23 protein-coding genes are annotated in these 19,533 nt (G+C 71.5%); 11 read left to right on the top strand and 12 right to left on the bottom strand.

Annotation, left to right across the window (positions count from 1 at the left end; all coding sequences use genetic code 11):
* Positions 1-9: 9 nt before the first annotated feature.
* Positions 10-948: an NADP-dependent oxidoreductase gene (locus ACZ3I4_RS08640; protein ID WP_465381266.1), complete on the bottom strand. Its 939-nt coding sequence runs from the start codon at positions 946-948 to the stop codon at positions 10-12.
* Positions 949-1,019: 71 nt separating this feature from the next.
* Here ACZ3I4_RS08640 and ACZ3I4_RS08635 point away from each other — a divergent pair, with 71 nt between their 5' ends.
* Together ACZ3I4_RS08635 and ACZ3I4_RS08630 are read left to right on the top strand one after the other, a co-directional pair.
* Complete coding sequence (locus ACZ3I4_RS08635; protein WP_465381265.1) at positions 1,020-1,589, top strand: TetR/AcrR family transcriptional regulator; 570 nt, start codon at positions 1,020-1,022, stop codon at positions 1,587-1,589.
* Between the two features lie 283 nt (positions 1,590-1,872).
* Entirely contained in the window at positions 1,873-3,498 is a 1,626-nt protein-coding gene (locus ACZ3I4_RS08630) for a methyl-accepting chemotaxis protein (protein ID WP_465381264.1), read from the top strand.
* 37 nt (positions 3,499-3,535) lie between these two features.
* Here ACZ3I4_RS08630 and ACZ3I4_RS08625 read toward each other — a convergent pair whose 3' ends face one another.
* A complete protein-coding gene (locus ACZ3I4_RS08625) occupies positions 3,536-4,228 on the bottom strand; it encodes a siderophore-interacting protein (protein ID WP_465381263.1) in 693 nt (230 codons plus the stop codon).
* A gap of 18 nt (positions 4,229-4,246) precedes the next feature.
* Positions 4,247-4,843, bottom strand: a complete 597-nt coding sequence (locus ACZ3I4_RS08620; RefSeq protein WP_465381262.1) for a CGNR zinc finger domain-containing protein — start codon at positions 4,841-4,843, stop codon at positions 4,247-4,249.
* Positions 4,844-4,921: 78 nt separating this feature from the next.
* On the opposite strand from ACZ3I4_RS08620, the gene ACZ3I4_RS08615 reads away from it, so the two are divergent.
* On the top strand, positions 4,922-6,187 hold the full coding sequence (locus tag ACZ3I4_RS08615; protein WP_465381261.1) for a sugar efflux transporter: 1,266 nt from the start codon (positions 4,922-4,924) through the stop codon (positions 6,185-6,187).
* Here the strand turns inward: ACZ3I4_RS08615 and ACZ3I4_RS08610 are convergent.
* The 7 genes from ACZ3I4_RS08610 to ACZ3I4_RS08580 form a co-directional block, all read right to left on the bottom strand.
* Positions 6,084-6,509 carry a hypothetical protein gene (locus ACZ3I4_RS08610; protein WP_465381260.1) on the bottom strand — a complete coding sequence of 142 codons (426 nt, stop codon included), beginning with the start codon at positions 6,507-6,509 and terminating at the stop codon, positions 6,084-6,086. The genes ACZ3I4_RS08615 and ACZ3I4_RS08610 overlap by 104 nt on opposite strands.
* On the bottom strand, positions 6,485-7,288 hold the full coding sequence (locus ACZ3I4_RS08605) for a hypothetical protein (RefSeq protein WP_465381259.1): 804 nt from the start codon (positions 7,286-7,288) through the stop codon (positions 6,485-6,487). Before ACZ3I4_RS08605 ends, ACZ3I4_RS08610 begins: the two co-directional genes overlap by 25 nt.
* Positions 7,285-8,430 (bottom strand): hypothetical protein, encoded by a 1,146-nt coding sequence (locus ACZ3I4_RS08600; protein WP_465381258.1) that lies wholly within the window; start codon positions 8,428-8,430, stop codon positions 7,285-7,287. The genes ACZ3I4_RS08605 and ACZ3I4_RS08600 overlap by 4 nt, the downstream gene beginning before the upstream one ends.
* Positions 8,427-10,658, bottom strand: a complete 2,232-nt coding sequence (locus ACZ3I4_RS08595) for a hypothetical protein (RefSeq protein ID WP_465381257.1) — start codon at positions 10,656-10,658, stop codon at positions 8,427-8,429. Before ACZ3I4_RS08595 ends, ACZ3I4_RS08600 begins: the two co-directional genes overlap by 4 nt.
* A 70-nt stretch (positions 10,659-10,728) precedes the next feature.
* The gene (locus tag ACZ3I4_RS08590; protein ID WP_465381256.1) at positions 10,729-11,883 is read right to left on the bottom strand and encodes an acyltransferase family protein; all 1,155 of its coding nucleotides are present in this window, start codon (positions 11,881-11,883) and stop codon (positions 10,729-10,731) included.
* Positions 11,880-12,458 carry a hypothetical protein gene (locus ACZ3I4_RS08585; RefSeq protein ID WP_465381255.1) on the bottom strand — a complete coding sequence of 193 codons (579 nt, stop codon included), beginning with the start codon at positions 12,456-12,458 and terminating at the stop codon, positions 11,880-11,882. Before ACZ3I4_RS08585 ends, ACZ3I4_RS08590 begins: the two co-directional genes overlap by 4 nt.
* A complete protein-coding gene (locus ACZ3I4_RS08580; protein WP_465381254.1) occupies positions 12,451-12,963 on the bottom strand; it encodes a SigE family RNA polymerase sigma factor in 513 nt (170 codons plus the stop codon). Before ACZ3I4_RS08580 ends, ACZ3I4_RS08585 begins: the two co-directional genes overlap by 8 nt.
* A gap of 233 nt (positions 12,964-13,196) precedes the next feature.
* Between ACZ3I4_RS08580 and ACZ3I4_RS08575 the strand changes: the two genes are divergently transcribed.
* The 3 genes from ACZ3I4_RS08575 (at position 13,197) to ACZ3I4_RS08565 (ending at position 15,203) form a co-directional block, all read left to right on the top strand.
* On the top strand, positions 13,197-13,655 hold the full coding sequence (locus tag ACZ3I4_RS08575) for a DUF427 domain-containing protein (RefSeq protein ID WP_465381253.1): 459 nt from the start codon (positions 13,197-13,199) through the stop codon (positions 13,653-13,655).
* Positions 13,656-14,196: 541 nt separating this feature from the next.
* Positions 14,197-14,766: an RNA polymerase sigma factor gene (locus tag ACZ3I4_RS08570; RefSeq protein ID WP_465381252.1), complete on the top strand. Its 570-nt coding sequence runs from the start codon at positions 14,197-14,199 to the stop codon at positions 14,764-14,766.
* The gene (locus ACZ3I4_RS08565) at positions 14,763-15,203 is read left to right on the top strand and encodes a hypothetical protein (RefSeq protein ID WP_465381251.1); all 441 of its coding nucleotides are present in this window, start codon (positions 14,763-14,765) and stop codon (positions 15,201-15,203) included. The genes ACZ3I4_RS08570 and ACZ3I4_RS08565 overlap by 4 nt, the downstream gene beginning before the upstream one ends.
* A 12-nt stretch (positions 15,204-15,215) precedes the next feature.
* On the opposite strand, the gene ACZ3I4_RS08560 is transcribed toward ACZ3I4_RS08565, so the two are convergent.
* Complete coding sequence (locus ACZ3I4_RS08560; RefSeq protein ID WP_465381250.1) at positions 15,216-16,238, bottom strand: SMP-30/gluconolactonase/LRE family protein; 1,023 nt, start codon at positions 16,236-16,238, stop codon at positions 15,216-15,218.
* Between the two features lie 62 nt (positions 16,239-16,300).
* On the opposite strand from ACZ3I4_RS08560, the gene ACZ3I4_RS08555 reads away from it, so the two are divergent.
* From ACZ3I4_RS08555 to ACZ3I4_RS08535, 5 genes are all read left to right on the top strand, one after another.
* Positions 16,301-16,690 (top strand): hypothetical protein, encoded by a 390-nt coding sequence (locus tag ACZ3I4_RS08555; RefSeq protein WP_465381249.1) that lies wholly within the window; start codon positions 16,301-16,303, stop codon positions 16,688-16,690.
* 231 nt (positions 16,691-16,921) lie between these two features.
* Positions 16,922-17,125 carry a cold-shock protein gene (locus ACZ3I4_RS08550; RefSeq protein ID WP_203781199.1) on the top strand — a complete coding sequence of 68 codons (204 nt, stop codon included), beginning with the start codon at positions 16,922-16,924 and terminating at the stop codon, positions 17,123-17,125.
* A 195-nt stretch (positions 17,126-17,320) separates the two neighbouring features.
* Positions 17,321-17,761, top strand: a complete 441-nt coding sequence (locus tag ACZ3I4_RS08545) for an SRPBCC domain-containing protein (RefSeq protein WP_465381248.1) — start codon at positions 17,321-17,323, stop codon at positions 17,759-17,761.
* Positions 17,758-18,105, top strand: a complete 348-nt coding sequence (locus tag ACZ3I4_RS08540) for an ArsR/SmtB family transcription factor (protein WP_465381247.1) — start codon at positions 17,758-17,760, stop codon at positions 18,103-18,105. Before ACZ3I4_RS08545 ends, ACZ3I4_RS08540 begins: the two co-directional genes overlap by 4 nt.
* Complete coding sequence (locus tag ACZ3I4_RS08535) at positions 18,092-18,541, top strand: SRPBCC family protein (protein WP_465381246.1); 450 nt, start codon at positions 18,092-18,094, stop codon at positions 18,539-18,541. Before ACZ3I4_RS08540 ends, ACZ3I4_RS08535 begins: the two co-directional genes overlap by 14 nt.
* A gap of 1 nt (position 18,542) precedes the next feature.
* Here ACZ3I4_RS08535 and ACZ3I4_RS08530 read toward each other — a convergent pair whose 3' ends face one another.
* A complete protein-coding gene (locus ACZ3I4_RS08530) occupies positions 18,543-19,466 on the bottom strand; it encodes a hypothetical protein (RefSeq protein ID WP_465381245.1) in 924 nt (307 codons plus the stop codon).
* Between the last annotated feature and the right edge of the window lie 67 nt (positions 19,467-19,533).

The raw sequence follows: 19,533 nt of genomic DNA, 5'->3' as shown, positions 1-19,533 counted from the left end.
TGAACCGCATCAGTCCAGCGTAAGAACGATCTTGCCGCGACGCAGGCCACGACCCGGACGGCCGCTGCGCGCGCCGAGTTCGTGCGCGTCGGCCGCCTTCTCCAAGGGAAAGGCGGCCCGGATCGGCACCCGGAACCGGCCCTCGCCGAACAGCGAAGCCGCCGCGAGCAGTCCGTGCCGCCCGTCCGGCTCACCGGCGAGCTGTCCCATGCTCAGGCGTACGCCGTGCGCGCCCGCGGCGAAGTCGGCCAGGGTCACTACCGCGTCCGGATCCCCGGTCAGCGCGACCAGCTCGGGCACGGATCCCGCGCCGGCCACGTCCAGGGCGCGGTCCACCCCCGGCGCCGGAACCCGATCGGCCAGACCGGGTCCGTACGGGATGGGAATTGCTCCGAGCCCGGCCAGGAAGTCGTGGTTGCCGGGCCGCGCCGTGCCGACGACCCGGGCGCCGCGAGCCACCGCCAGCTGGACCGCCACACTGCCCACCCCGCCGGCGGCGCCGTCGATCAGCAGCGTCATCCCCGGCCGCAGGTCGAGCCGGTCGAGGGCCCGGGTGGCCGTCTCGACGCTGGAGCCGGCCGCTCCCGCCTGCTCCCACGGCATCGCGGCCGGCTTGCGGGCCCACATCCGAAGCACCGCGAACTCGGCACTGGCGCCACCCAGCCGGGCCAGGTCGACCAGGCCGAACACCTCGTCGCCGACGGTCACGCCGTGCACGCCGTCGCCGACCGCGTCGACGATTCCGGCCGCGTCGACGCCGGGGATGTGCGGCAGGGTGATCCGTGCGCTCATCGGAGTGCCGCCGGACCGCAGCGCGATGTCGGCCGGAGACACCCCGGCGGCCCGTACGCGTACGCGGATCTGATCTTTCGATGGCTCGGGAAGGCCGGCCGGGCCGAGATGCAGGACCTCCGGGCCGCCGAACTGGTGGAACTGGACTGCGAACATCGGCCTACCGTAGGCAGGAAACGGAACACCCGTTCCGCTGACGATCGAAGTGGGAAGGACCCGGGCCGCAGATGTCTCGGATACAGCGCGCCGACGCCCGATCGAACCGGGAACGGGCCCTGTCGGCGGCCCGCGAGACGTTCGCCGCCGACGGCATCGAGGCCCCCGTACGCGAGGTCGCCCGCCGGGCCGGGATCGGCGTGGCCACCCTCTACCGGCACTTCCCGACCCGCGCCGACCTGATCACCGCGGTTCTCGCCGAGCGGGTCGAGGCCTGTAACGAGCAGATCCGCCGCGCTCTCGACGACCCCGACCCGTGGCGCGCGCTGTCCGGTGTCGTCCTGGAATTCGCCGACCGGCAGATCCACGACCGGGCGCTCAACGAGGCGCTGCTGGGGCCGGGGGAGATCAGCGCCGGGTTGTCGAAGGAGCGCCGGGAACACTCGCAGGCGCTGAACCTGCTGGCCGTGCGCGCCGGTGTGGACGCCGGCGACGTACGGGCTGGTCTGCTCGCTGTGGCCTCTTTGCGCCGGCTGCCGCCGGAAACGAGCGCTCAGGTGATCAGCAAGGTGGCCCGGCTCGTGCTGGCCGGCCTGCGTTCAGCCGGAGTGGACGAGGGCGAGCACGGATCTGCTGCTTGACTCCCTCGGTGCGCTGCGCCGACGTCGCGGCCCCGCGATTCCCGGAGCAGCCAGACCGGCATCGCGCCGCCGTCGCCTATCCGATTCCCGCCGACCATCCTGGTCCATCTCCGCTGTCGGGGACCACCAGGAGTAGCCGGGATCCGTCGGCCGTGATCATCCCGTTAGCGGCGGGTTGCACTTCGGTGCGTCACGCTCTAACCCCTCCGATGGCCACCCCAGGTGACGAAAGGACCTCCAACGCGGTCCGAAAAGGTCGGGCTGCCGTACACGGGGAGATCGCATGGAGTCGGTTGGGACGCTAGTGCATCGGCGGGGGTTCATCGGGTGGGTGCAGGACCTCCGGGTCAGCACGAAGATCCTCTCGGCGGTTCTGGTGGTCGCGGCCACCGGCACGGGCGTTGCCTCGTTCGCGGTCACGGAGATGACCAGCTTGAACAACAGCACCAACGCCGTCTACGAGGGCAGCCTGGAGCTGAACACGGTGGCCGAGGTGCGCAACGCGTTCAACCGGGTGCGCATCGACTCGCTCAACCACTTCTTCGCCCCCGACGCGGCGACCCAGGCCGAGGCCGAGAAGGCGATCACGACTGACCTGGCGGCGCTGGCCGAGGCGGAGGCGGCCTACAAGACGCACGACCTCGGGCCGGCCCAGACGGCGGCGCTGGCCGACTTCGACAAGGCCTGGGCGCAGTACGTCACCGTGCTCAACGACAAGCTGCTCCCGCTGAGCCGGGCCAACAAGGACGCCCAGGTCTCGCTGGTCCGCAAGCAGCAGGTCGACCCGCTGGTCGCCACCGCCCGCACCGCCATGGACACCCTGTCCAAGGAGACCCTGAGGGTCGCGGAGCAGGAGAAGTCGGACGCGACGGCGGCCTATTCCAGCGCCCGTACGCTGGTCATCGGTCTGATCATTGCCGGGCTGCTGCTCGGGGTGGCCGCCGCGGTCGGCATCGCCCGGCTGATCACCAAGCCGCTGGCCCGCTGCGTGCAGGTGCTGATCCGGATCAAGGACGGCGACCTGACCGCCCGTACCGGTCTGACCGGTAAGGACGAGGTGGCTCAGCTGGCCGAGGCGCTGGACACCTCGACGGAGTCGGTGGCCTCGATGGTGCGTCAGGTGGCCGACAACGCTCACCACGTCGCGGCGGCGTCGGAGGAGCTGTCCTCGGTGTCGGTGCAGATGTCCTCGGCCGCGGAGGAGACCTCGGCCCAGGCCGGCACGGTGTCCGAATCGGCCGGCACGGTGTCGTTCAACGTGCAGACCGTGGCGGCCGGCGCCGACGAGATGGGCGTGGCCATCCGGGAGATCGCGACCAGCGCCACCCAGGCCGCGTCCGTGTCGGCGCAGGCCGCGGTGACCGCCGAGCGCACCAACGCCATCGTCGCCAAGCTGGGTGAGTCGTCGGCCGAGATCGGCAACGTCATCAAGACGATCACGGCGATCGCCGAGCAGACCAACCTGCTCGCGCTGAACGCCACCATCGAGGCGGCCCGGGCCGGCGAGATGGGCAAGGGCTTCGCCGTGGTGGCCTCCGAGGTCAAGGACCTGGCTCAGGAGACCGCCCGGGCCACCGACGACATCTCCCGCCGGATCGGCGCCATCCAGGACGAGACCGAGCAGGCGGTCGTCGCGATCGGCGAGATCACCGAGGTCACCGCCCGCATCAACGACCACGCCGCCACCATCGCGGCCGCGGTGGAGGAGCAGACCGCCACCACCAACGAGATGGCGCGCAGCGTCGCCGAGGCCGCCAGCAGCGCCAACGACATCGCCGGCAACATCTCCGGCGTGGCCCAGGCCGCCGACGCCACCGCCACCGGCGCCACCGAGACCCAGGCGACCGCGCAGGAACTGGCCCGGATGGCCGAGGAACTGCACCAGACCATCTCCGTGTACCGCGTCTGACGTCAGGCTCAGGAATGAGGCGGCCCGCCGGGCCGCCTCATTTCGTGTTTCCCGCCCCGAAGCCCGGACGGCCGGGAGCCCACTGGGGTTGCAGCAGGACCGACCTGCGCGGCCAGCCGCGCTGCTCCACGAGATGACGCTGCACCAGGCGGCAGGTGTCACTCTCCCCGGCCACGTACGCCGTGCCGGGATGTGCCGGCAGCTCGAGTTCCTGCACCGCGCGCAACAGCACGCGGGACGCCACCGCCGAAGCCGTGCCGCGGTGCACCCACGGGAACGGGCCGGGCACCTCGTTGTCCGGCGTGGTGGTCTCGAAGACCCCGTACGCCTCGGTCTCCGGCCCCAGGGCGGCGCGCATGGCCAGCAGCGGCACCGCGCCCGTCTCGTCTCCGACGAACAGGTGGTAGCGGGCCGTCCCGTCGAGGGTGATCTTGCTGCGCGGCGGCTCGACGGTCACCCGATCGCCCACCGCGGCCCCGAGGGCCCACGCGCACCCGGGACCACCCGCGTCGTGCAACGCGATCCGCAGCGTCACCGAGGCCGCACCCGGATCGTGGCGCCACAGCGAATAGACGCGCCGCTCGGGCGTCAGCACCACCAGGTGGGCCCCGGGCCGGCAGCGCAACCGGCGCAGCTCGGGGCCGACCAGCTCGACCTGGCGGATGCGGGCGGCCACGTCGGACACCGCCCGCACCTTGGTCACCAGCGGCGCCCGCCTCGGGAAGGTCACCGCCCGAGGCTAACAAGGTCAGCTCCGGCGGGCCGCCCGGCGCCGGGTGGCCTGGCGCTTGATCTTGGCTTCCACGCCGCAGCCGTCCATCGTGCACCAGCGGCGGCTGCGGTTCTTGCTGGTGTCGAGGAAGATCCCGACGCAGCCGGCCTCGGCGGCGCACACCTTGACCCGGTCCAGGGGGCCGTGGGTGAGCAGCCGCACCGCCGAGACGGCCACCGGCCACCAGGCACGGGCGGGTTCGTCGCCGGTGAACTGCCAGTCGAAGCCGTCGCCGCCGGGGACCAGCCGGGCCGCCGCCATCGCGCCGGCGTAGTGCTCCCGCACCGTGGCCAGGGCCTCGGCGGGAGCGGTCCGGTTGCGGCCGGCGGCGGCGAAGACTTCGAAGATCGCTTCCCGCAGCTCGACGGCGGTGCGCAGGTCGGCGTCCGTGCCGCGGCGGGCGAGGCGGGTGGCCGTGGCCGGGTCGATCAGTCCGGCATAGGCCGACCAGGCGGTCAGATCCCCGTACGAGTGCAGCAGCTCTTCCGGATGCGCGGTGGCGCGCCCGTCCACCGTGTTGGCGAAGTCGAGGCAGGCGACGCCGCCGAAGAGCTCGAGGAACACTGCTTCCACCTAAATGTGTTTGACCCGCATCAGAGGCGGTATCTACCAGTCAAGCGAGCTTAGCCCGCATCAGACCGGGAGGGTGCCATGCTGTTGCTCAGCGTGCTGGCGTTGGGGATCGCCGACTCGATGGTCGGCCCCTACCTCGTGCTCTTCGGCACGCAGGAGGCGCACCTGTCGCCGTTGCAGGTGGGCGGGTTCGTGTCGCTGATCTCGGCCGCGGGCCTGGCCGTGAGCACCTGGCTCGGCCGTCGCTACGACCGGCGCGCGAGCCGGTGGCCGGCCTTCGTGGCCGTGGGCGCGGCCGCCGCCGGATATGCGGCGCTGACCACGACCACCTCGTACCCGCTCCTGCTGCTCGTCGCGGCCGGGCTGCTCAGCGCCGGCACGGCCGCCTTCCCGCAGATCTTCGCCCTGGCCCGGACGCACTACGACCGCGCCGGCGAGGTGTCGCACCGCCGGACGCCCGCGCTGCGCTCGACCTGGTCGCTCGCCTGGGCGCTGGGACCGATGATCGGCGCCGCGCTGCTGGCGGCCGGCGGCTACCGCCGGCTATTGCTGGTCACCGCTCTGGCGTTCGTCCTGGTCGCCGGGCCGCTGCTGCTGCTCGGGCGCACTTCGCGACCGGACCGCGACGAGCCCTCGCCGCCGGAACACAGCCGGCTCACCCGGGCGATGCTGCCGGCCGCCGCCGCCTTCACCTGCTTCCACACGGCGATGCTGTCCGGCTCGGTGGTGCTTCCCCTGTACGTGACCGGCGGCCTGCACCGCCCGGACGGCGACGTGGGCCTGCTCTTCACCGTGTGCGCGCTGGTCGAGATCCCGGCCGCGCTGGCCACGATGCTGCTCCCGGCCCGCCTCCGCAAGATCGCCATCCTGGCCGGGATGGCGCTGTTCGCCGTCTACTTCGTCCTGGTCGCGTCGGCCGGCGCGATGCCGATTCTGATCGCCACGCAGGTCGCCCGGGGCATCGCGCTGGCGGCGGTGGGCACGCTCGGCATCACCTACGTGCAGGATCTCGCCCCGCATGCACCGGGCCGGGCCACCACGCTGTACGCCAACACCCTGACCCTGGGCTCGCTGGTGTCCGGGCTGCTGGCCGGGGCCACGATCCAGGCGCTGGGTTCCCGGCCGGCCCTGCTGGCCTGCGCCGCCCTCGTCGTGGCCGGCGGCGTGCTGCTGATGGCCGGGCCCCGCACCGGCGCCGGGCGGCTCGTCCACAGCGACGCGGCGGACGAGCCGGAAAACGCTACGACGATTCCCGTACGGCCTCGGTCAGCGCGCGCAGAAACTCCGGCGCCTCGAAGGGGACCGTCAGATTGCCTCGCCCCGGGCGGACCAGGTAGGCCGTGACCTTGCGGCCGTCGAGGAAATGGCAGACGAGCCGGACGCCCTGGGGCAGGTCGAGCACGATCTCGTCGGGCGTCTGGGCGAGGGTGTGCGCCACGTTGAGGAACGGAAGCTGCTCGAAGCCGCCCCACTGCCCGCGCTCGGCCGTCACCTGCCAGGCGCCGGCGTCGCCGTGCACGTCGATTCCGGCCGTCCGGTCCGGATCGTTCAGGCGCCCGGACAACGTCGTTCCCTCGATGCGGACGTCGCCGGTGTACACGACCTCGGCGTAGGTCAGGCTCATCCGGAACGACAGGCCGGTCAGCCGCTGGACCGCACGATCCACCACAGGATCGCGAGGATCGCCGCGACGGCCGTCACGGCCACCGCGATCATCGGCAGGCGAGGGCGGCGCTCCACCGTGAGCGCCGGGCCTTTTCCCGCGGGCAGCACCTGTAACCCGGACGAGCTGTCGGGGTCGAGTAGCAGGATCGCGGCCGGCGCCCGCAGGTCGTCGGCGGCCTCCTGCGCACCGCGGGCGGTGCCGAAGGCCTGGCTCGTGAAGGCCCACCCGTCCTGCTCGGAGGCGGCGATCCGCCCGGCCCGGGCCAGGAACGCCCCGCGCGCGTCGTGGTCCTGGACGCCGCCGACCCAGGAGCCGGGCCTGTCGTCGCCGGGAGCGGGCGCCGGGTCCAGCACCGCGCCGAGAATGTCCGCGGTGCGCCGGGGCACGTCGTCGGCCGGGTCCTCGCCGCCGATGGCCGCGTCGATGCGGTCGGCATCGAACTCCTTGTCGAGCTGTTCGCCCAGCCGTTCGTAGCCGTCACCCGACCAGGCCAGGGCCACGATTCGTTGCAGCAGGGCGGGATCCGGGCCCAGGTCGTCGATCACCAGCGTGTAGCGGATCGGGGTTCCGCCGGCGTCCCGGCGCGCGGACGGCACGCCGCTGACCATCACGCCGGCCCCGCCGGGGTGGCGGGCCACCACGATCTCGCGCTGCGTGGTCTGGATGTGCGGGGTGACCGCGTCCCACCAGCGGGCCGGCGGCACGGCGCCGATGAACTGGTAGTCGTAGCGGTTCTCGCGGGGACGTCCGCGCGTCATCAGGTACGCGGCGCCGGTCATGACCAGCTCTCCACACGCGGGTCGTACGCGGTCGCGGCCAGCTTCTCCACGCTCTCGCGCAGCTGCTGCCGGCGCTGCTCGATCTGCACGATCTCCGACTGTGTCCGGCCCTGGTCGGCCGCGTTGCGCGCGGACTCGCCGGTCACGTAGTAGCCGATCGTGCCCCAGAAACCCTTGCGTTCGCGGTCGCGGGCGACCAGCCGGCTGTACTCGTCCTGCCGGACCCGCAGCACCCGGCCCTCGGCGACCGCCCACCCGTCGACCACGCACTGGCACAGGGCGGTCATCACCGCGCCGGCCGCCTTGACCGACGGGGTCGTCTGGTTGCCGCGGATCCGGTAGTGGGCACGGAATCCGAGCTGGCCGGAGCTGTTCCTGGGCCAGTCGGCCTCCATCAGCTCGACCACCCCGTACGTGTCGATGGGCGCGTAGATGATGGTGATGTCGCGATTGGTGGACTCGCCGCGCACGATGTCCAGCATCGGCCCGTACCACTCGGCGACGCGCTTGCGCAGTTCGTCGGCGTCCCGGCCGTGGCCGCCGTTGTCGTCGAAGTATTTCTCGCACTTGAGCGGCGCGAGCACCAGCACGGCCGGTTCGTCGTGGTGCTCGGGCAGGTTGCGGGTGCTCGCCCATTTGCGGGCGACCTCTTCGACGTCCTCGAAGCCCAGCAGGCCGGGCACGGCGCCGCGCTGCGACGGTGTCTCGGCCTCCATGAGCACGGCCGAGTCGATCGGCACGAGCAGCATGACGCTGGCCTTGATGTGGTCCTCGCATTCGCGCCACTTGCGTTTGCCGTCGGGCACGGTGTCGAGGAAGTCGGGGTCGAGCCACTTGCCGGGGTAGTCGAGGATGCTGAACGGGATCTGCACCGAGTCGTCGGCGACCGACTGCAGCGACACCTGGTAGTACGCCTCGTCCTGGGTGCCCGAAAGCGCCTCGGCGTTGAACTCGCGTTCCAGCAGCGCCTGCCGCATCTCGGTCCGCTGGGTGCGCACCCGCCGCTGGGTGCGCTCGTCGAGCGAGACGATGACGCCGGTGCCGGTCAGCATCTGCTTGGTCTCGTCGAGGATCGCGGTCAGCAGGGTGGTCTTGCCGACCCGGGTGGGTCCGAGGACCGCTGCCTTGAAAGCCGGATTCATCGCGGTGTCCTCTCGGTGGGCTCGTCTGGTCGCAGGGCCGTGCTGAGCTCGCGGAGCACGCTGCGCAGATGCTGCACGCGGGCGGTGGCCAGGGCCGGTCCGCTGAGCTCGTCGGGCCACAGCTGGTCGCGGAACGCCTCGGCCAGCCGCCGGAACTCGGCCTCGGACGCGGCCGAGCGGATGAAGTGGTCCTCGAACTGCTCGGCGAAGGCCAGCAGCACCTGGGCGGTGATGGCCGGCTCCTGCTCCAGCGTTTTCGAGGCGCCGTGCGCGGCCTCGCGGGCCAGGTGCGAGATGTGGGTGAACAGCACCCCGGCGCCCTCGTCGTTGTGGGCCACGGCCGGGGTCTGGGAGCGCTCGGACCGCAGCAGCGTCAGCGCGTTGCGCATCCGGGGCAGCACCCGGGTGCGGTAGTCCAGCCGCACGTCGAGGATGAAGTCGAGCGCCTCGGCCAGCACCGGGCACGGGTCGGGGGCCTCCCGCAGCCGCACCGCCAGATCGGCCAGGGCCCGCCGGGGATCGCCGTCGGACGGCGGCACCAGCCGGGGGCCGAGCGCGGTGGCCAGACCCTGCCAGAACTCCTCGCGCCGTCGTTCGAGCAGGTCGTCGATGGCGCTGAACCGCCGGGCGATCTCCACCCGTACGCCGTTGAGCTCGTGCACGGTGAACGGGCTGGGGGAGTCGTCGACCCGCATCCGCGACACGGCCCGTTTGCGCCAGGCCTGCTCGCCCTCGCCGAAGCCGTTGATGATCCAGCCCCGTACGTCGTCGCGCAGTTGCTGGGCCCGGTCGTAGAACTCCTTGTCCTCGTAGGACTCGGCGGCCCGTTCCTCCAGACCGGCGATCCACTCCTGGACGGCGTCGGCGGTCTGCGCCCGCAGTTCGCCGGCCCGGGCGATCAGCAGGTCGACGGCCGTCGGGGTCAGCACCGAGCGCAGCGTGGCCAGCATGCCGGCCGCGACCGTGTTCAGGTGCTGGCGGGTGGCCGTGCCGAGCGCGAAGGCGTGCTCGATGACCGCGCTGTCCATCCGGGGCAGCGCGGCGGCCAGGTGGGTGAGCACCGGCCCGAGCACGTCGGCCTGCACGGTCCCCGGGTCCTTGACGTCGGCCACGATCACCGGGAAGGCGGCCTCGCGGGCGTTCTCGTTGACCGCGTGCCGGATGGCCGAGAGCAGCGCATCGACGTTCTCCTGCTCCAGGCCGCCGCTGTTGACCAGGATGGCGGCGAAGTCGCGCACCGGGGCGGCCCCGGCGGCCTGGCAGATCAGTGCGAGCCCGTCCGCGTCGTGGGTGTCCCAGTAGGCGTTGGTGCCGTCCGGGCGTTTGACGTTGAGCACGAAGTCGACGTCGTTCTCGAGACCGGCGATGTGGTGGCGTTCGGCGTTGGGCACGGTCTCGCCGAGGCCGGGCAGGTCGACCAGGCCCAGATCCTCGACCGTCTCGGTGGGGAACCGGGTGGTGATCCGGGCGTCGCGCACCGCCAGGTAGCGGCGGTCGGGGTGGGGCTCGTCGATGCCGGGATAGGCGACCCAGCCGCGCAGGTCGGCGAACTCGACGACCCGGGTCCGGCCGTCGAGGAAGGGCCGGTACGTGCCGGTCGAGCTCTGCATCTCGCGCAGCCGCACCAGCATCGGCCCGAGCCGGGTCTGCTCGGCGGCCGTCCAGTCGAGGTGCTCCTTGATGGTCGGGTAATCCTGCGCGATGAACGCGTCGATGGTCTCGGGCGGCGGCCCCAGGCGCAGTTCCTCGTGATAGCCGGCCAGCACCTCGGCGCAGAACGAGGCCTCGGTGTGCATGGTCAGCACGGCCTCGCGGCGTTCGGCCGAGTGGAAGATCCGGCTGCGTACGGCGGTGACGGGCGCTCCGGCGCCGGCCGGGATCTGGTCGTCGCCCAGTCCGGTCAGCGACTGCAGCAGCGTGCTCTTGCCGTTGCGGGCGCGGCCGCTGACGCCGATGTTCATCGTGTGCCGGCCGACCCGGGCCCGCACCGCGGCCAGCGCGGCCAGCACCTCGGTCACCCGCTGTTTGAGCTCGGGCACGTCCACGGTGTTCAGGCCGAGCGCGGTCAGGCTCTCGTCCTGCGCCGCGCCGACGGCGTCGACCGCCTGGCCCAGCCGTACGAGGATCTGCTGGGTCTCCTCCCACCGCTGGATCTCGCCGTCCACCGCGGGCAGCAGCCGCCGCCGGTTGTCCAGCACCTCGGCGATCCGCCTGCTCGTGTCGCTCATGGGCGCCCCTTTTCGTCGCGCGGAGACACAGAACAGGCGCGACCCTACGGAGATTCGAGCCGGATCAGCATCACCTTTGCGTCGCCCCGTTCCGGCTGAAAAGATGATCATGGACGCTGAGCTGGGTGGGCCGGGAGGCGTACGGGACGGGCTGTCTTTGATCTGTCACCACCGGAGGGGTCAGCACCAGGTTGCGCATCCGGCGGCTCAGGGGACGCTCGACGTAGCGGTGCACCAGCCAGGCCAGGCCGAGCATGAGCACGGTGGTCGCGGTGACGATGAGCCAGACCGGAATCATGCTGTGCTCGTAGGCGACCCGGATGACGGTGTGACCGAGCCGGGAGTGCAGCAGATAGAGCGGGTAGGTCAGCGCGCCGGCGACGGTCAGCCACCGCCACTGGATGCGGTCGGTGTGGCCGAGCGCGACCAGCAGCAGCACCGCATAGGACAGGGTGACGATGAGCATTCCCGGCCAGGACGGCACCTCGAAGCCCGCGCGGATCCCGCCCATGCGGTCGTCGACACGGGACAGGCTGACCAGCCAGGCGAAGCCGGTGATGCCGTACAGCAACGGGGTCGGTCCGAATCGGTGGATGAGGAACAGGGCGATGCCACCGATGAAGTACGGGGCGTAGTCGCTGATCGTCAGCGCGTTCAGGGCCGGGTTGTTCAGCGTGGGCGCGAGCACGGCGACCGTCATCCACACGGCACACAGCAGGACGGCCCGCCGGTAGGTCAGCCCGCCCCGGGCCAGCACCACCGCCATGATCAGATAGAACTTGAGCTCGACGAACAGCGTCCAGTAGACGCCGTCGACCGGGTCGTGCCCGAGCGGCTGCTGCAGCATGGTCAGGTTGACCGCGAGGTCGAGCAGGCTGGGCCGGTCGCCGTCGGTGACGCCGCCCGACAGCGGGTAGGCCATGGCCACGACGCCGGTGATGACCACGGCCGCCCAGTAGGCCGGGAACAGCCGGCTGATCCGGGAGGTGAAGAACTGCCCGAGGGTCCGTCCCCAGCTGGACATGCAGATGACGAACCCGCTGATCAGAAAGAACAGTTCCACGCCGAGGAAGCCGTAGATGGTGACGTGCACGGTGTCGGGCAGGAAATGCTCGGGCACCCGTACGCCGTCGATGCGCCATGCCACGGTGTAGTGGAACGACAGGACGGCCAGAGCGGCGATCAGGCGCAGACCGTCGACGGCGGCCAGCCGCGAGCGCCTCATACCTTGGTCAGTTTCAGCGCGTACGCGTCGAACTGGCCCCCGCCACCGATGAGCACCCGGACGGACCCCGCGCGCGGCATGGTGATCTCGTAGTGGCGGGCCACGCCGGCATCGGTGCACGTGATCGAGTCCTGCTGGTCGATCGTCCCGTTGAGCAGGATCGTTATCGGCAGCGGCGCCGGCCCGGAACACCCCACGTCCAGGCGGTAGGTGCCCCCCTGCGCCTCCAGGCCGACATCCTGGTTGAACTCGTCGACCACGTCGGTGTGGGTGGCCCCGGGAACCAGCGCGGCCGCGATCTCGGCCTTGTCCGACCGCCCGCGCCAGAGCATGCCGGAGGCGCTGGGCTCGGCCGACGGGCTGGCCGAGGACGCCGGCAGCAGCGTGCCGCCGTTGTCGCGCTGGCCGATGATGTACGACCCGCCGGCCGCGATGACGACAGCGGCCAGCACGGACGCCCGTACGGTGGCCCGGCGGTGCACGGTGCGGCGGACGGCCTCGGTGCCGGGGGCCTGAACCTGGGGCAGCGCCCGGCGCCGCAGGTCTTCGAAGAGCGGGGTCAGCTGGTCAGGCACGGCGGGCCTCCGGGTACTCGGGCTGCTGCAGCTGAACGGCGAGGGCGGCGCGACCGCGGTGCAGCCACGACTTGACGGTGCCGACGGCGACGCTCTCCCGCTCGGCGATCTCGGCCACGCTCATGTCGCCCAGGTAGTGCAGAACCACCGCGCGGCGCTGGGTCGCCGGCAGGGCCGCCAGCGCCTCGACCAGCTCGATACGGACCGTGTCCGGGCCCTCCACCTGGGGTTCGTGGGTTCGTTGCCGGCGCAGGAACGACAGCGCGGTGCGCGAGCGCCGCCAGCGGCTGACGGCCAGGTTCCAGGCGACCCGGCGCACCCAGGCCACCGGGTCGTCGTACCGGGACACCTTCGACCAGCGGCGCAGAGCCCGGCAGAACGCCTCCTGGACGATGTCCTGAGCCTCCTGACGGTCGCCGAAGTACGCGTACAACTGCACGGTCAGGTCGGCGTACTGCGCGGCGTACACCGCGTCGAAGTCCGCCGCTGGCTCATCGGCCGGCATGCTCGTTCGTGCTCCCCTCGGAGGGCCCTCCGTGGTGGTGGTCATGGCGACTACACGCGGCACGGTCGATCAAGGTTGCATCGATTTTCTGCCCGTCCGCCGCCGGATGCTTCCCGAACACCGCGTGTTCGCGTAGATCGAAACCAGTTAGCGTGAGAGCGCTCTGCGGGGGCGGTGGGCATTCACCGCTCCCGCCGGGACGCGCGTCGCTGCCGGGCTGGCAAGCTGGGCTGATGGAGTCAGTGTGGGACTATCCGCGACCGCCGCGCCTGGAGCGGACCACAGCCCGGGTGACGGTGGAACACGCCGGGCAGATGATCGCCGACAGTGACCGTTGCTGGCGTGTTCTGGAGACCTCGCATCCGCCGGTGTATTACGTGCCCCGCGACGGCATCGCCGAGGGGGTGCTGGAACGGGGTACGGGCCGGTCCTTGTGCGAGTTCAAGGGCAACGCCACCTATTGGGATCTGGTCGCCGGGACCCGAGTGCGCCAGGTCGGCTGGTCGTACGAAAATCCCGCACCGGCGTACGCGGAACTGGCCGGGGCCGTCGCTTTCTATCCGAGCCGGGCGGGCGAATGCCGGGTGGACGGCGAACTGGTCCGGCCGCAGGAGGGCGACTTCTACGGCGGCTGGATCACCGTGGACATCACCGGTCCCTTCAAGGGCGCCCCGGGAACCATGGGCTGGTGAGGTGTGTCGCGGGTCACAGGTGAGCCGCCAACCTTTTCCGGAGCCGCGCGTCCTCTCAAGTGACAGTGCACCGACCGACAGTGCTGGAGCTTGAGATGCGCAGATCCACCCGGACCCTCGCGGTCGCCGCCGGAGCCGTGGCCGTCGTGGCCATCGGCGGGGTGTCCGCCGCGGCGGCCTTCGCCGACGACACACCGCCGGCGCCGGCCCCCTCGGCTTCCAAGCCTGTGGAGGCGGCTCCTTCGGCTTCCGAACCAGTGCAGGCAAGTCCTTCAGCTTCCAAGCCGGTGGGCCCCACCCCTTCGGCTTCCGAGCCGGTGGGGCCCGCTCCTTCGGCTTCCGAGCCGGTGGGGCCCGCTCCTTCGGCTTACAAGCCGGTGGGGCCGAGTCCTTCGGCTTACAAGCCCGTGGGGCCGACTCCGTCGTCCTCCAAGCCCGCTCCGACGGCCTCGACCGCTTCCTGAGGTTTCGCGCGCCGGTCACCCGTACGGCCGGCGCGCGCACCCGGTCCGTCCCTTGAGCCACCACCCCGAGGCCCTCTGTGATCTTCGTGCTGCCGATGCCCCTGTCGCTGCTGCGCCGGAAGCGGGAATCCGCCCCCGGCCGGGTGGTGCCCGAGGCGGCCGCGGCGACCGGGATCGACCAGCTCTACCGGGAACGCCGCCTGACGCTGGTCCGGCTGGCCGTCCTCATGGTCGACGACCTGCCCACCGCCGAGGACATCGTCCAGGACGTCTTCACCCGGCTCTACCGCCGGCACGGCACCGGTCTCGAGGCCGTCGACGACCCGGACGCCTACCTGGTCTCCGCCGTCATGAACGCGGCCCGCTCGGCGCTGCGCCGCCGCCGGATCGCCCGGGCCTACCTGCCGGCGCGGCCCGACCCGGCGCCCGCCGCCGAGGACGAGGCCCTGCTCGGAACGGGCGACCGGGAGGTGATCCGGGCGCTGAGCCGTCTCACCACGCGGCAGCGGCAGGTCATCGTCCTGCGCTACTGGTCCGGCCTGTCCGAACGGGAGATCGCCGGGGCGCTGCGGATCACCACCGGAACCGTCAAGTCGACCGCGCACCGCGCCCTGACGCTGCTACGCGCCCAGCTGGGGGAGAGATGACCGAATCCGACCTGGAACGGCGCCTGCGCGCGGCCCTGTCCGCCCGGGCCACCGCCGTCACGACCCGCGATCTGCGCCACGAGCCGGCACCGTCCCGGGTCACCCGCCGCACTACGCCGGCCCGGTGGTGGCTGCCCCTGACCGCCGGCCTCGCCGCGGCCGCCGTCTCGATCATCGCGTTCGTCCTGTTCCGCCCGACCGGCCCGGCCCCGGCTCCACCTGCCACACCGGCCTCGCCCTCCGTGCCGGTCTCACCGTCCGTGCGGATCTCGCCGTCCGTGCCGGTCTCGCCGGCTCCGTCGCGCTCGCGCCCGGCCGTCCCGCCGTCGCCGTCAGGTTCGTCATCCACGATCGACCCGAGCCCCTCTTCCCCCGCCGCGGACTTGACTCCCTCCTCCTCCGGCCCGGGAAAGACCCTGGCGCCCACCCCACGCTGACATGCGCCGGTCTCAGGCCAGCGGCACCCGGGCGATCGCCTTCTCGGTGAGGCTGCCCAGCCACAGCGTGTCGCCGTGCTGCCGCACACCGGTGGCCATGACGTAGCGGCCGGCCGGGCCGTGCAACGCGCGCAGCACGTTGCCTTCGCCGTCGACCTGCGCGGCGATCGTGTAGGGCAGCGGCTGCGGCTGCAGGCGGGTCGGCAGCACGGCGGCGATGCGGCGCAGCATCGGATGCGGCAGCAGCTTCTCGGCCAGCGCGACCCGGGGGCTGGCCAGCGCGATCCAATAGGTGCCGTCACCGGCCGACGACATGTTGTCCGGATAAGCGGGCAGGTCGTTCAGAACAGTGGTGGCGCCGCCGGACAGCGTGATCCGGACCAGCCGGTGGGCCACGGTCTCGCACAGCATCAGCGCGTCCTCCTGCGGAGTCAGCGCGATCCCGTTGGGGAAGTGGAAGCCCTCGGCCACCACGTCGGTGCGGCCCGATCCCGGGTCGTAGGCCAGCACCCGCCCGTTGGGCCGATGCTCGAGCAGATCACGCCGCCAGTGCGAGACCGGAAACCGATCCGAGCTGTCGGTGAAGTAGACCGTGCCGTCGCGCGCCACGGCCGCGTTGTTGCACAACAGGATCCGCTTGCCGCCGACCCGATGCGCCAGGTCGGTGATCGTGCCGTCGCCGGTCAGCCGCAGCAGCCCCCGATAGGCGTCGCACACGATCAGGCTGCCGTCGCGCGGATCCACCTCGATGCCCAGCGGCCGCCCGCCGGTGTCGGCCATCAGCTCGGGCACGTGATCGGTGTGGGCGTCCGGCGGCCACCGCCAGATCCGCCCGTCGTCGGCCCCCGTGAAGATGTGCCCGTCCGGTCCGACGACGACGTCTTCCGGCCCGTGCCCGTACGGCAGAGGCAGCACCTCCACGTCGTCGAGCCGCGTGTCCTCGGGCGCCCACACCCCCTCGAGCGCAGGCGGAGTAGTGGCGGGCATCTTGACCGGCCGGATGAGCCACGGCGCGGGCGGGCGGGGGACGGGCATCCCTCATCCTCACCCCCACGCCGTGGCCCGTCGAGAGGGTGCGGGGCCTTAGGGTGTCCGGCGTGAGATTTGCCTTGATCACTGGAGTGGGACTCGTCCTGGCCGCTTCCGGGTGCGGGTCCCCGGCCCGGCCCGCCGCCGCGCCGGCCTCGGCGGCGCCGTCCCGGATGACACTGGACGAGCCGGGTCGCCGGGCCTGTGACCTCGCCGCCCAGGTCGTTCTCGGCGCCGAGCCCGCGAGTTCCGGCAACGGGCTGGCCATCGCGGACGCGGCGCAGGCGTCGGCGCAGGCGTCGTCGCTCGGCTTCGTCGCCCAGACGGTGAAGAGCGGAGCCAGGGTGGTGGAGATTTACGAGGGGCGTGCGGCCGAGGCCGAGCGGCTGGAGTACGAGCGTGGCCGGATGCTCGAGTCGATTCGTAGCCTGGATGAGCTGTGCCGCATGCCGGTTTGAGCGCGCCGTACCTCGAAAGGTCGATGCGCCGGGCGGGTTTCGTCCGGCTGGGCGTGCTAAGTTGGGATCGTTGCAGTTTTGATTTCCTTTTGGACGTTTCTCTTGACGCCTGACGGGTTTCTTGACCCGGGCCAGGCGTCTTTTTTGTTTCGTCGGTTTTCCAGGGATCACGACTGCGACGCGGAGGATTCGCAAGGTGCGTCTCCTCCTGAGTTGAGAGGAACAGTTTCGATGGCTACTGGCACCGTGAAGTGGTTCAACGGCGACAAGGGTTTCGGCTTCATCACGCAGGATGATGGTGGCGCCGACGTGTTCGCCCACTTCTCGGCCATCGCGACGTCGGGCTTCCGCAGCCTCGACGAGAACCAGCGGGTCGAGTTCGATGTCGAGCAGGGTGCGAAGGGCCTCCAGGCGGCCAACATCCGCCCGCTCTGACGTGACACCCCGACGGCTTCGCTAGAAGCCGACGGGGTCCGGCGGCGGCCGGTCGTCCGTGGTTGCAGATCCGCGAGCGCGTGATCTCCCAGGGATGACCGGCCGTCTCCTTTTTTCCGCAACCCATGGTTGCGCTTCCGGCCAGGTGGCCCTACCGTCATATGCAACCAATGGTTGCGATAGGCGGGAGCCGCGGTGGAACAGGGCAGCATCGACCGGGAGATCCACATCGAGGCCCCGCCCGAGGTGGTCTACCGGGTCATCACCACCCCCGAGCATCTGCGGCAGTGGTGGCCGGACGAGGCCGACGTCGATCCGGTGCCCGGTGCTTCCGGCACGGTCTCGTTCGGCGGCGGGGCCAAGGTCGCTCCGCTTACCGTGCTGGAGGCCGACCCGCCCCGGCGTTTCTCGTTCCATTGGGCGTACGACGACGCCTCGCCTCATCCGCTGACGGTGACCTTCGACCTGGTCCCGTCCGGCGCGGGCACCCTGCTCAGGTTCAGCGAGACCGGCTTCCGCGAGAAGGGCTGGGAGCTGGCCGTACGGCAAGAGTGGTACGACGACCACACCCGGGGCTGGGACCACTTCCTGCCCCGCCTGGTCGGCTACGTGGACCGGCTGGCGTCCGCGCGGTGAGCGACCTCATCGACGACGAACTCTGGTCGGCGATCGGCGACCCGACCCGCCGCCGGATGCTCGACCTGCTGCTGGCCGACGGCGGCGGCACGGCCACCCGGCTCAGCGACCGGTTGCCGGTCACCCGGCAGGCGGTTTCCAAACATCTCACCGTTCTCGACCGGGCCGGGCTGGTGCACGCGACCCCGGCGGGCCGGGAACGCCGCTACGAAGTGGACGAGGCGCAGCTGGCCCGGGCCATCGCGCAGCTCGCCGCGGTCGGATCGGCCTGGGACGGCCGTCTGCGCCGGATCAAGAGCATCGCCGAGACCATCGCCAAGGGAGAAAACGATGAACCGCAATGATTTCCGTACGCAGTTCACGGTCGACCAGGACGCCGATGAGGTGTTCCAGGCCGTCGTCGATGTGCCGCGGTGGTGGACCGGCGACGTCGAGGGCAGCGCGGCCCGGGTGGGCGACGAGTTCGTCTACCGGTACGCGGACCTGCACTTCTCCCGGCAGCGGGTGACCGAGCTCGTCCCCGGCCGTACGGTGGCCTGGCGTGTCTTGGAGGCGAAGCTCGCGTTCACCGCCGACCCGGCCGAATGGGCCGGCACCGACATCGTCTTTCGCATCGACCGCCGGGACAGCCGGACCGTGCTCGAGTTCGAACACGTCGGGCTCGTCCCGGCGGTCGAGTGCTATGACCAGTGCTCCAGCGCGTGGGGCTTCTTCGTCAACGGAAGCCTCAAGCGCCTGATCACCACCGGCGAGGGGCCGGCCACGCCGCCGTGGGCGTGACTCAGGCGCCGACGCCCTTGAGGTAGGGCATGCTCGCCAGACCGGACAGGTCGATCTTGGTGGCGCCGGTCGGGGCCTCGATCGCCGCGGGGTCGGTGACCTCGAGGCGGGCCGCCACCCGGCCGGTCGCGCCGTCGGTGAACTGCAGGACGTTCAGCTCGGCCGCGGTCAGCTTGCCGTTGTCGATCCACAGGTCGAGCACGATCGGCTTGTCGGCCGGCGCCTTCTTGAACTGCGCCGCCAGCGACGGCTCGACCGCCGTGGCGAAGCGCTTGGCCTCCCCGTACGCCTTCGTGGTCGACGACGTGACGATCAGGTGCTTGTCGTCGGCGCTGTCCCGCACGATCTCGGCCCCTTCGAGCAGGTTGGTCGCGCTGGTGGTGAACTCGGCCAGCGCCTTCTGCTGGTCGGGGCCCGGCGTCGGCTCGGCCGCACCCTTGCTCAGAGCGGCCGGGTCGATCGACACCCACTTGCCCGCGAAGAACGCGTCGAACTCCGACGAGCCGCCGCTGAGCTCCTTGACCTCGGCCGGGGTCGCCCCGAACTTGGCCGCGAGCTCGCCCACGGGCGCCTTGGCGTAGACCAGGCCGCCGACGAACCGGACTTCCGTGCCGGTGACGCCGTCGACGGTGGCGGCGAGGCTGGACTTGTCGTCGTCCGCGCCAGGCCCGCCCTTGTCGTAGGCGAGCGACACCGACGAGTTGAACAGCTGCTTGACCGAGTCGGCGTCGGCGTCCTTACCCGCCGCGGCGACCAGGTCGGCCGGGTTGCCGGTCACCTTGAGGGTGAAACCGGCCTGCTGAGCGTCGGCCAGCTGCTGCGCGGCGTTGCGCAGCTCCAGCTTCGGTTCGAGGGCCTGGAACTGCTGAGCGGCACAGCCGCCGACCAGTGCGACCGCGGCCACACCGGCGAGAAGAGCACGCATTGTTCCCCGTTTCCTTGATGTGCCCGCTCAGGGTAGGGCCACCGCTCAACCGGGTCGCGCGGTTATC

It is taken from the genome of Actinoplanes sp. NPDC021490 (assembly GCF_055562135.1).
This window is presented reverse-complemented; position numbering and strand designations above follow the sequence as displayed.

Coding starts and splice junctions, on each gene's coding strand:
- ACZ3I4_RS08640 (WP_465381266.1), bottom strand. CDS start 948: ATGTTCGCAGTCCAGTTCCACCAGTTCGGCGGCCCGGAGGTCCTGCAT.
- ACZ3I4_RS08635 (WP_465381265.1), top strand. CDS start 1,020: ATGTCTCGGATACAGCGCGCCGACGCCCGATCGAACCGGGAACGGGCC.
- ACZ3I4_RS08630 (WP_465381264.1), top strand. CDS start 1,873: ATGGAGTCGGTTGGGACGCTAGTGCATCGGCGGGGGTTCATCGGGTGG.
- ACZ3I4_RS08615 (WP_465381261.1), top strand. CDS start 4,922: ATGCTGTTGCTCAGCGTGCTGGCGTTGGGGATCGCCGACTCGATGGTC.
- ACZ3I4_RS08605 (WP_465381259.1), bottom strand. CDS start 7,288: ATGACCGGCGCCGCGTACCTGATGACGCGCGGACGTCCCCGCGAGAAC.
- ACZ3I4_RS08600 (WP_465381258.1), bottom strand. CDS start 8,430: ATGAATCCGGCTTTCAAGGCAGCGGTCCTCGGACCCACCCGGGTCGGC.
- ACZ3I4_RS08595 (WP_465381257.1), bottom strand. CDS start 10,658: ATGAGCGACACGAGCAGGCGGATCGCCGAGGTGCTGGACAACCGGCGG.
- ACZ3I4_RS08590 (WP_465381256.1), bottom strand. CDS start 11,883: ATGAGGCGCTCGCGGCTGGCCGCCGTCGACGGTCTGCGCCTGATCGCC.
- ACZ3I4_RS08580 (WP_465381254.1), bottom strand. CDS start 12,963: ATGCCGGCCGATGAGCCAGCGGCGGACTTCGACGCGGTGTACGCCGCG.
- ACZ3I4_RS08575 (WP_465381253.1), top strand. CDS start 13,197: ATGGAGTCAGTGTGGGACTATCCGCGACCGCCGCGCCTGGAGCGGACC.
- ACZ3I4_RS08565 (WP_465381251.1), top strand. CDS start 14,763: ATGACCGAATCCGACCTGGAACGGCGCCTGCGCGCGGCCCTGTCCGCC.
- ACZ3I4_RS08560 (WP_465381250.1), bottom strand. CDS start 16,238: ATGCCCGTCCCCCGCCCGCCCGCGCCGTGGCTCATCCGGCCGGTCAAG.
- ACZ3I4_RS08550 (WP_203781199.1), top strand. CDS start 16,922: ATGGCTACTGGCACCGTGAAGTGGTTCAACGGCGACAAGGGTTTCGGC.
- ACZ3I4_RS08535 (WP_465381246.1), top strand. CDS start 18,092: ATGAACCGCAATGATTTCCGTACGCAGTTCACGGTCGACCAGGACGCC.
- ACZ3I4_RS08530 (WP_465381245.1), bottom strand. CDS start 19,466: ATGCGTGCTCTTCTCGCCGGTGTGGCCGCGGTCGCACTGGTCGGCGGC.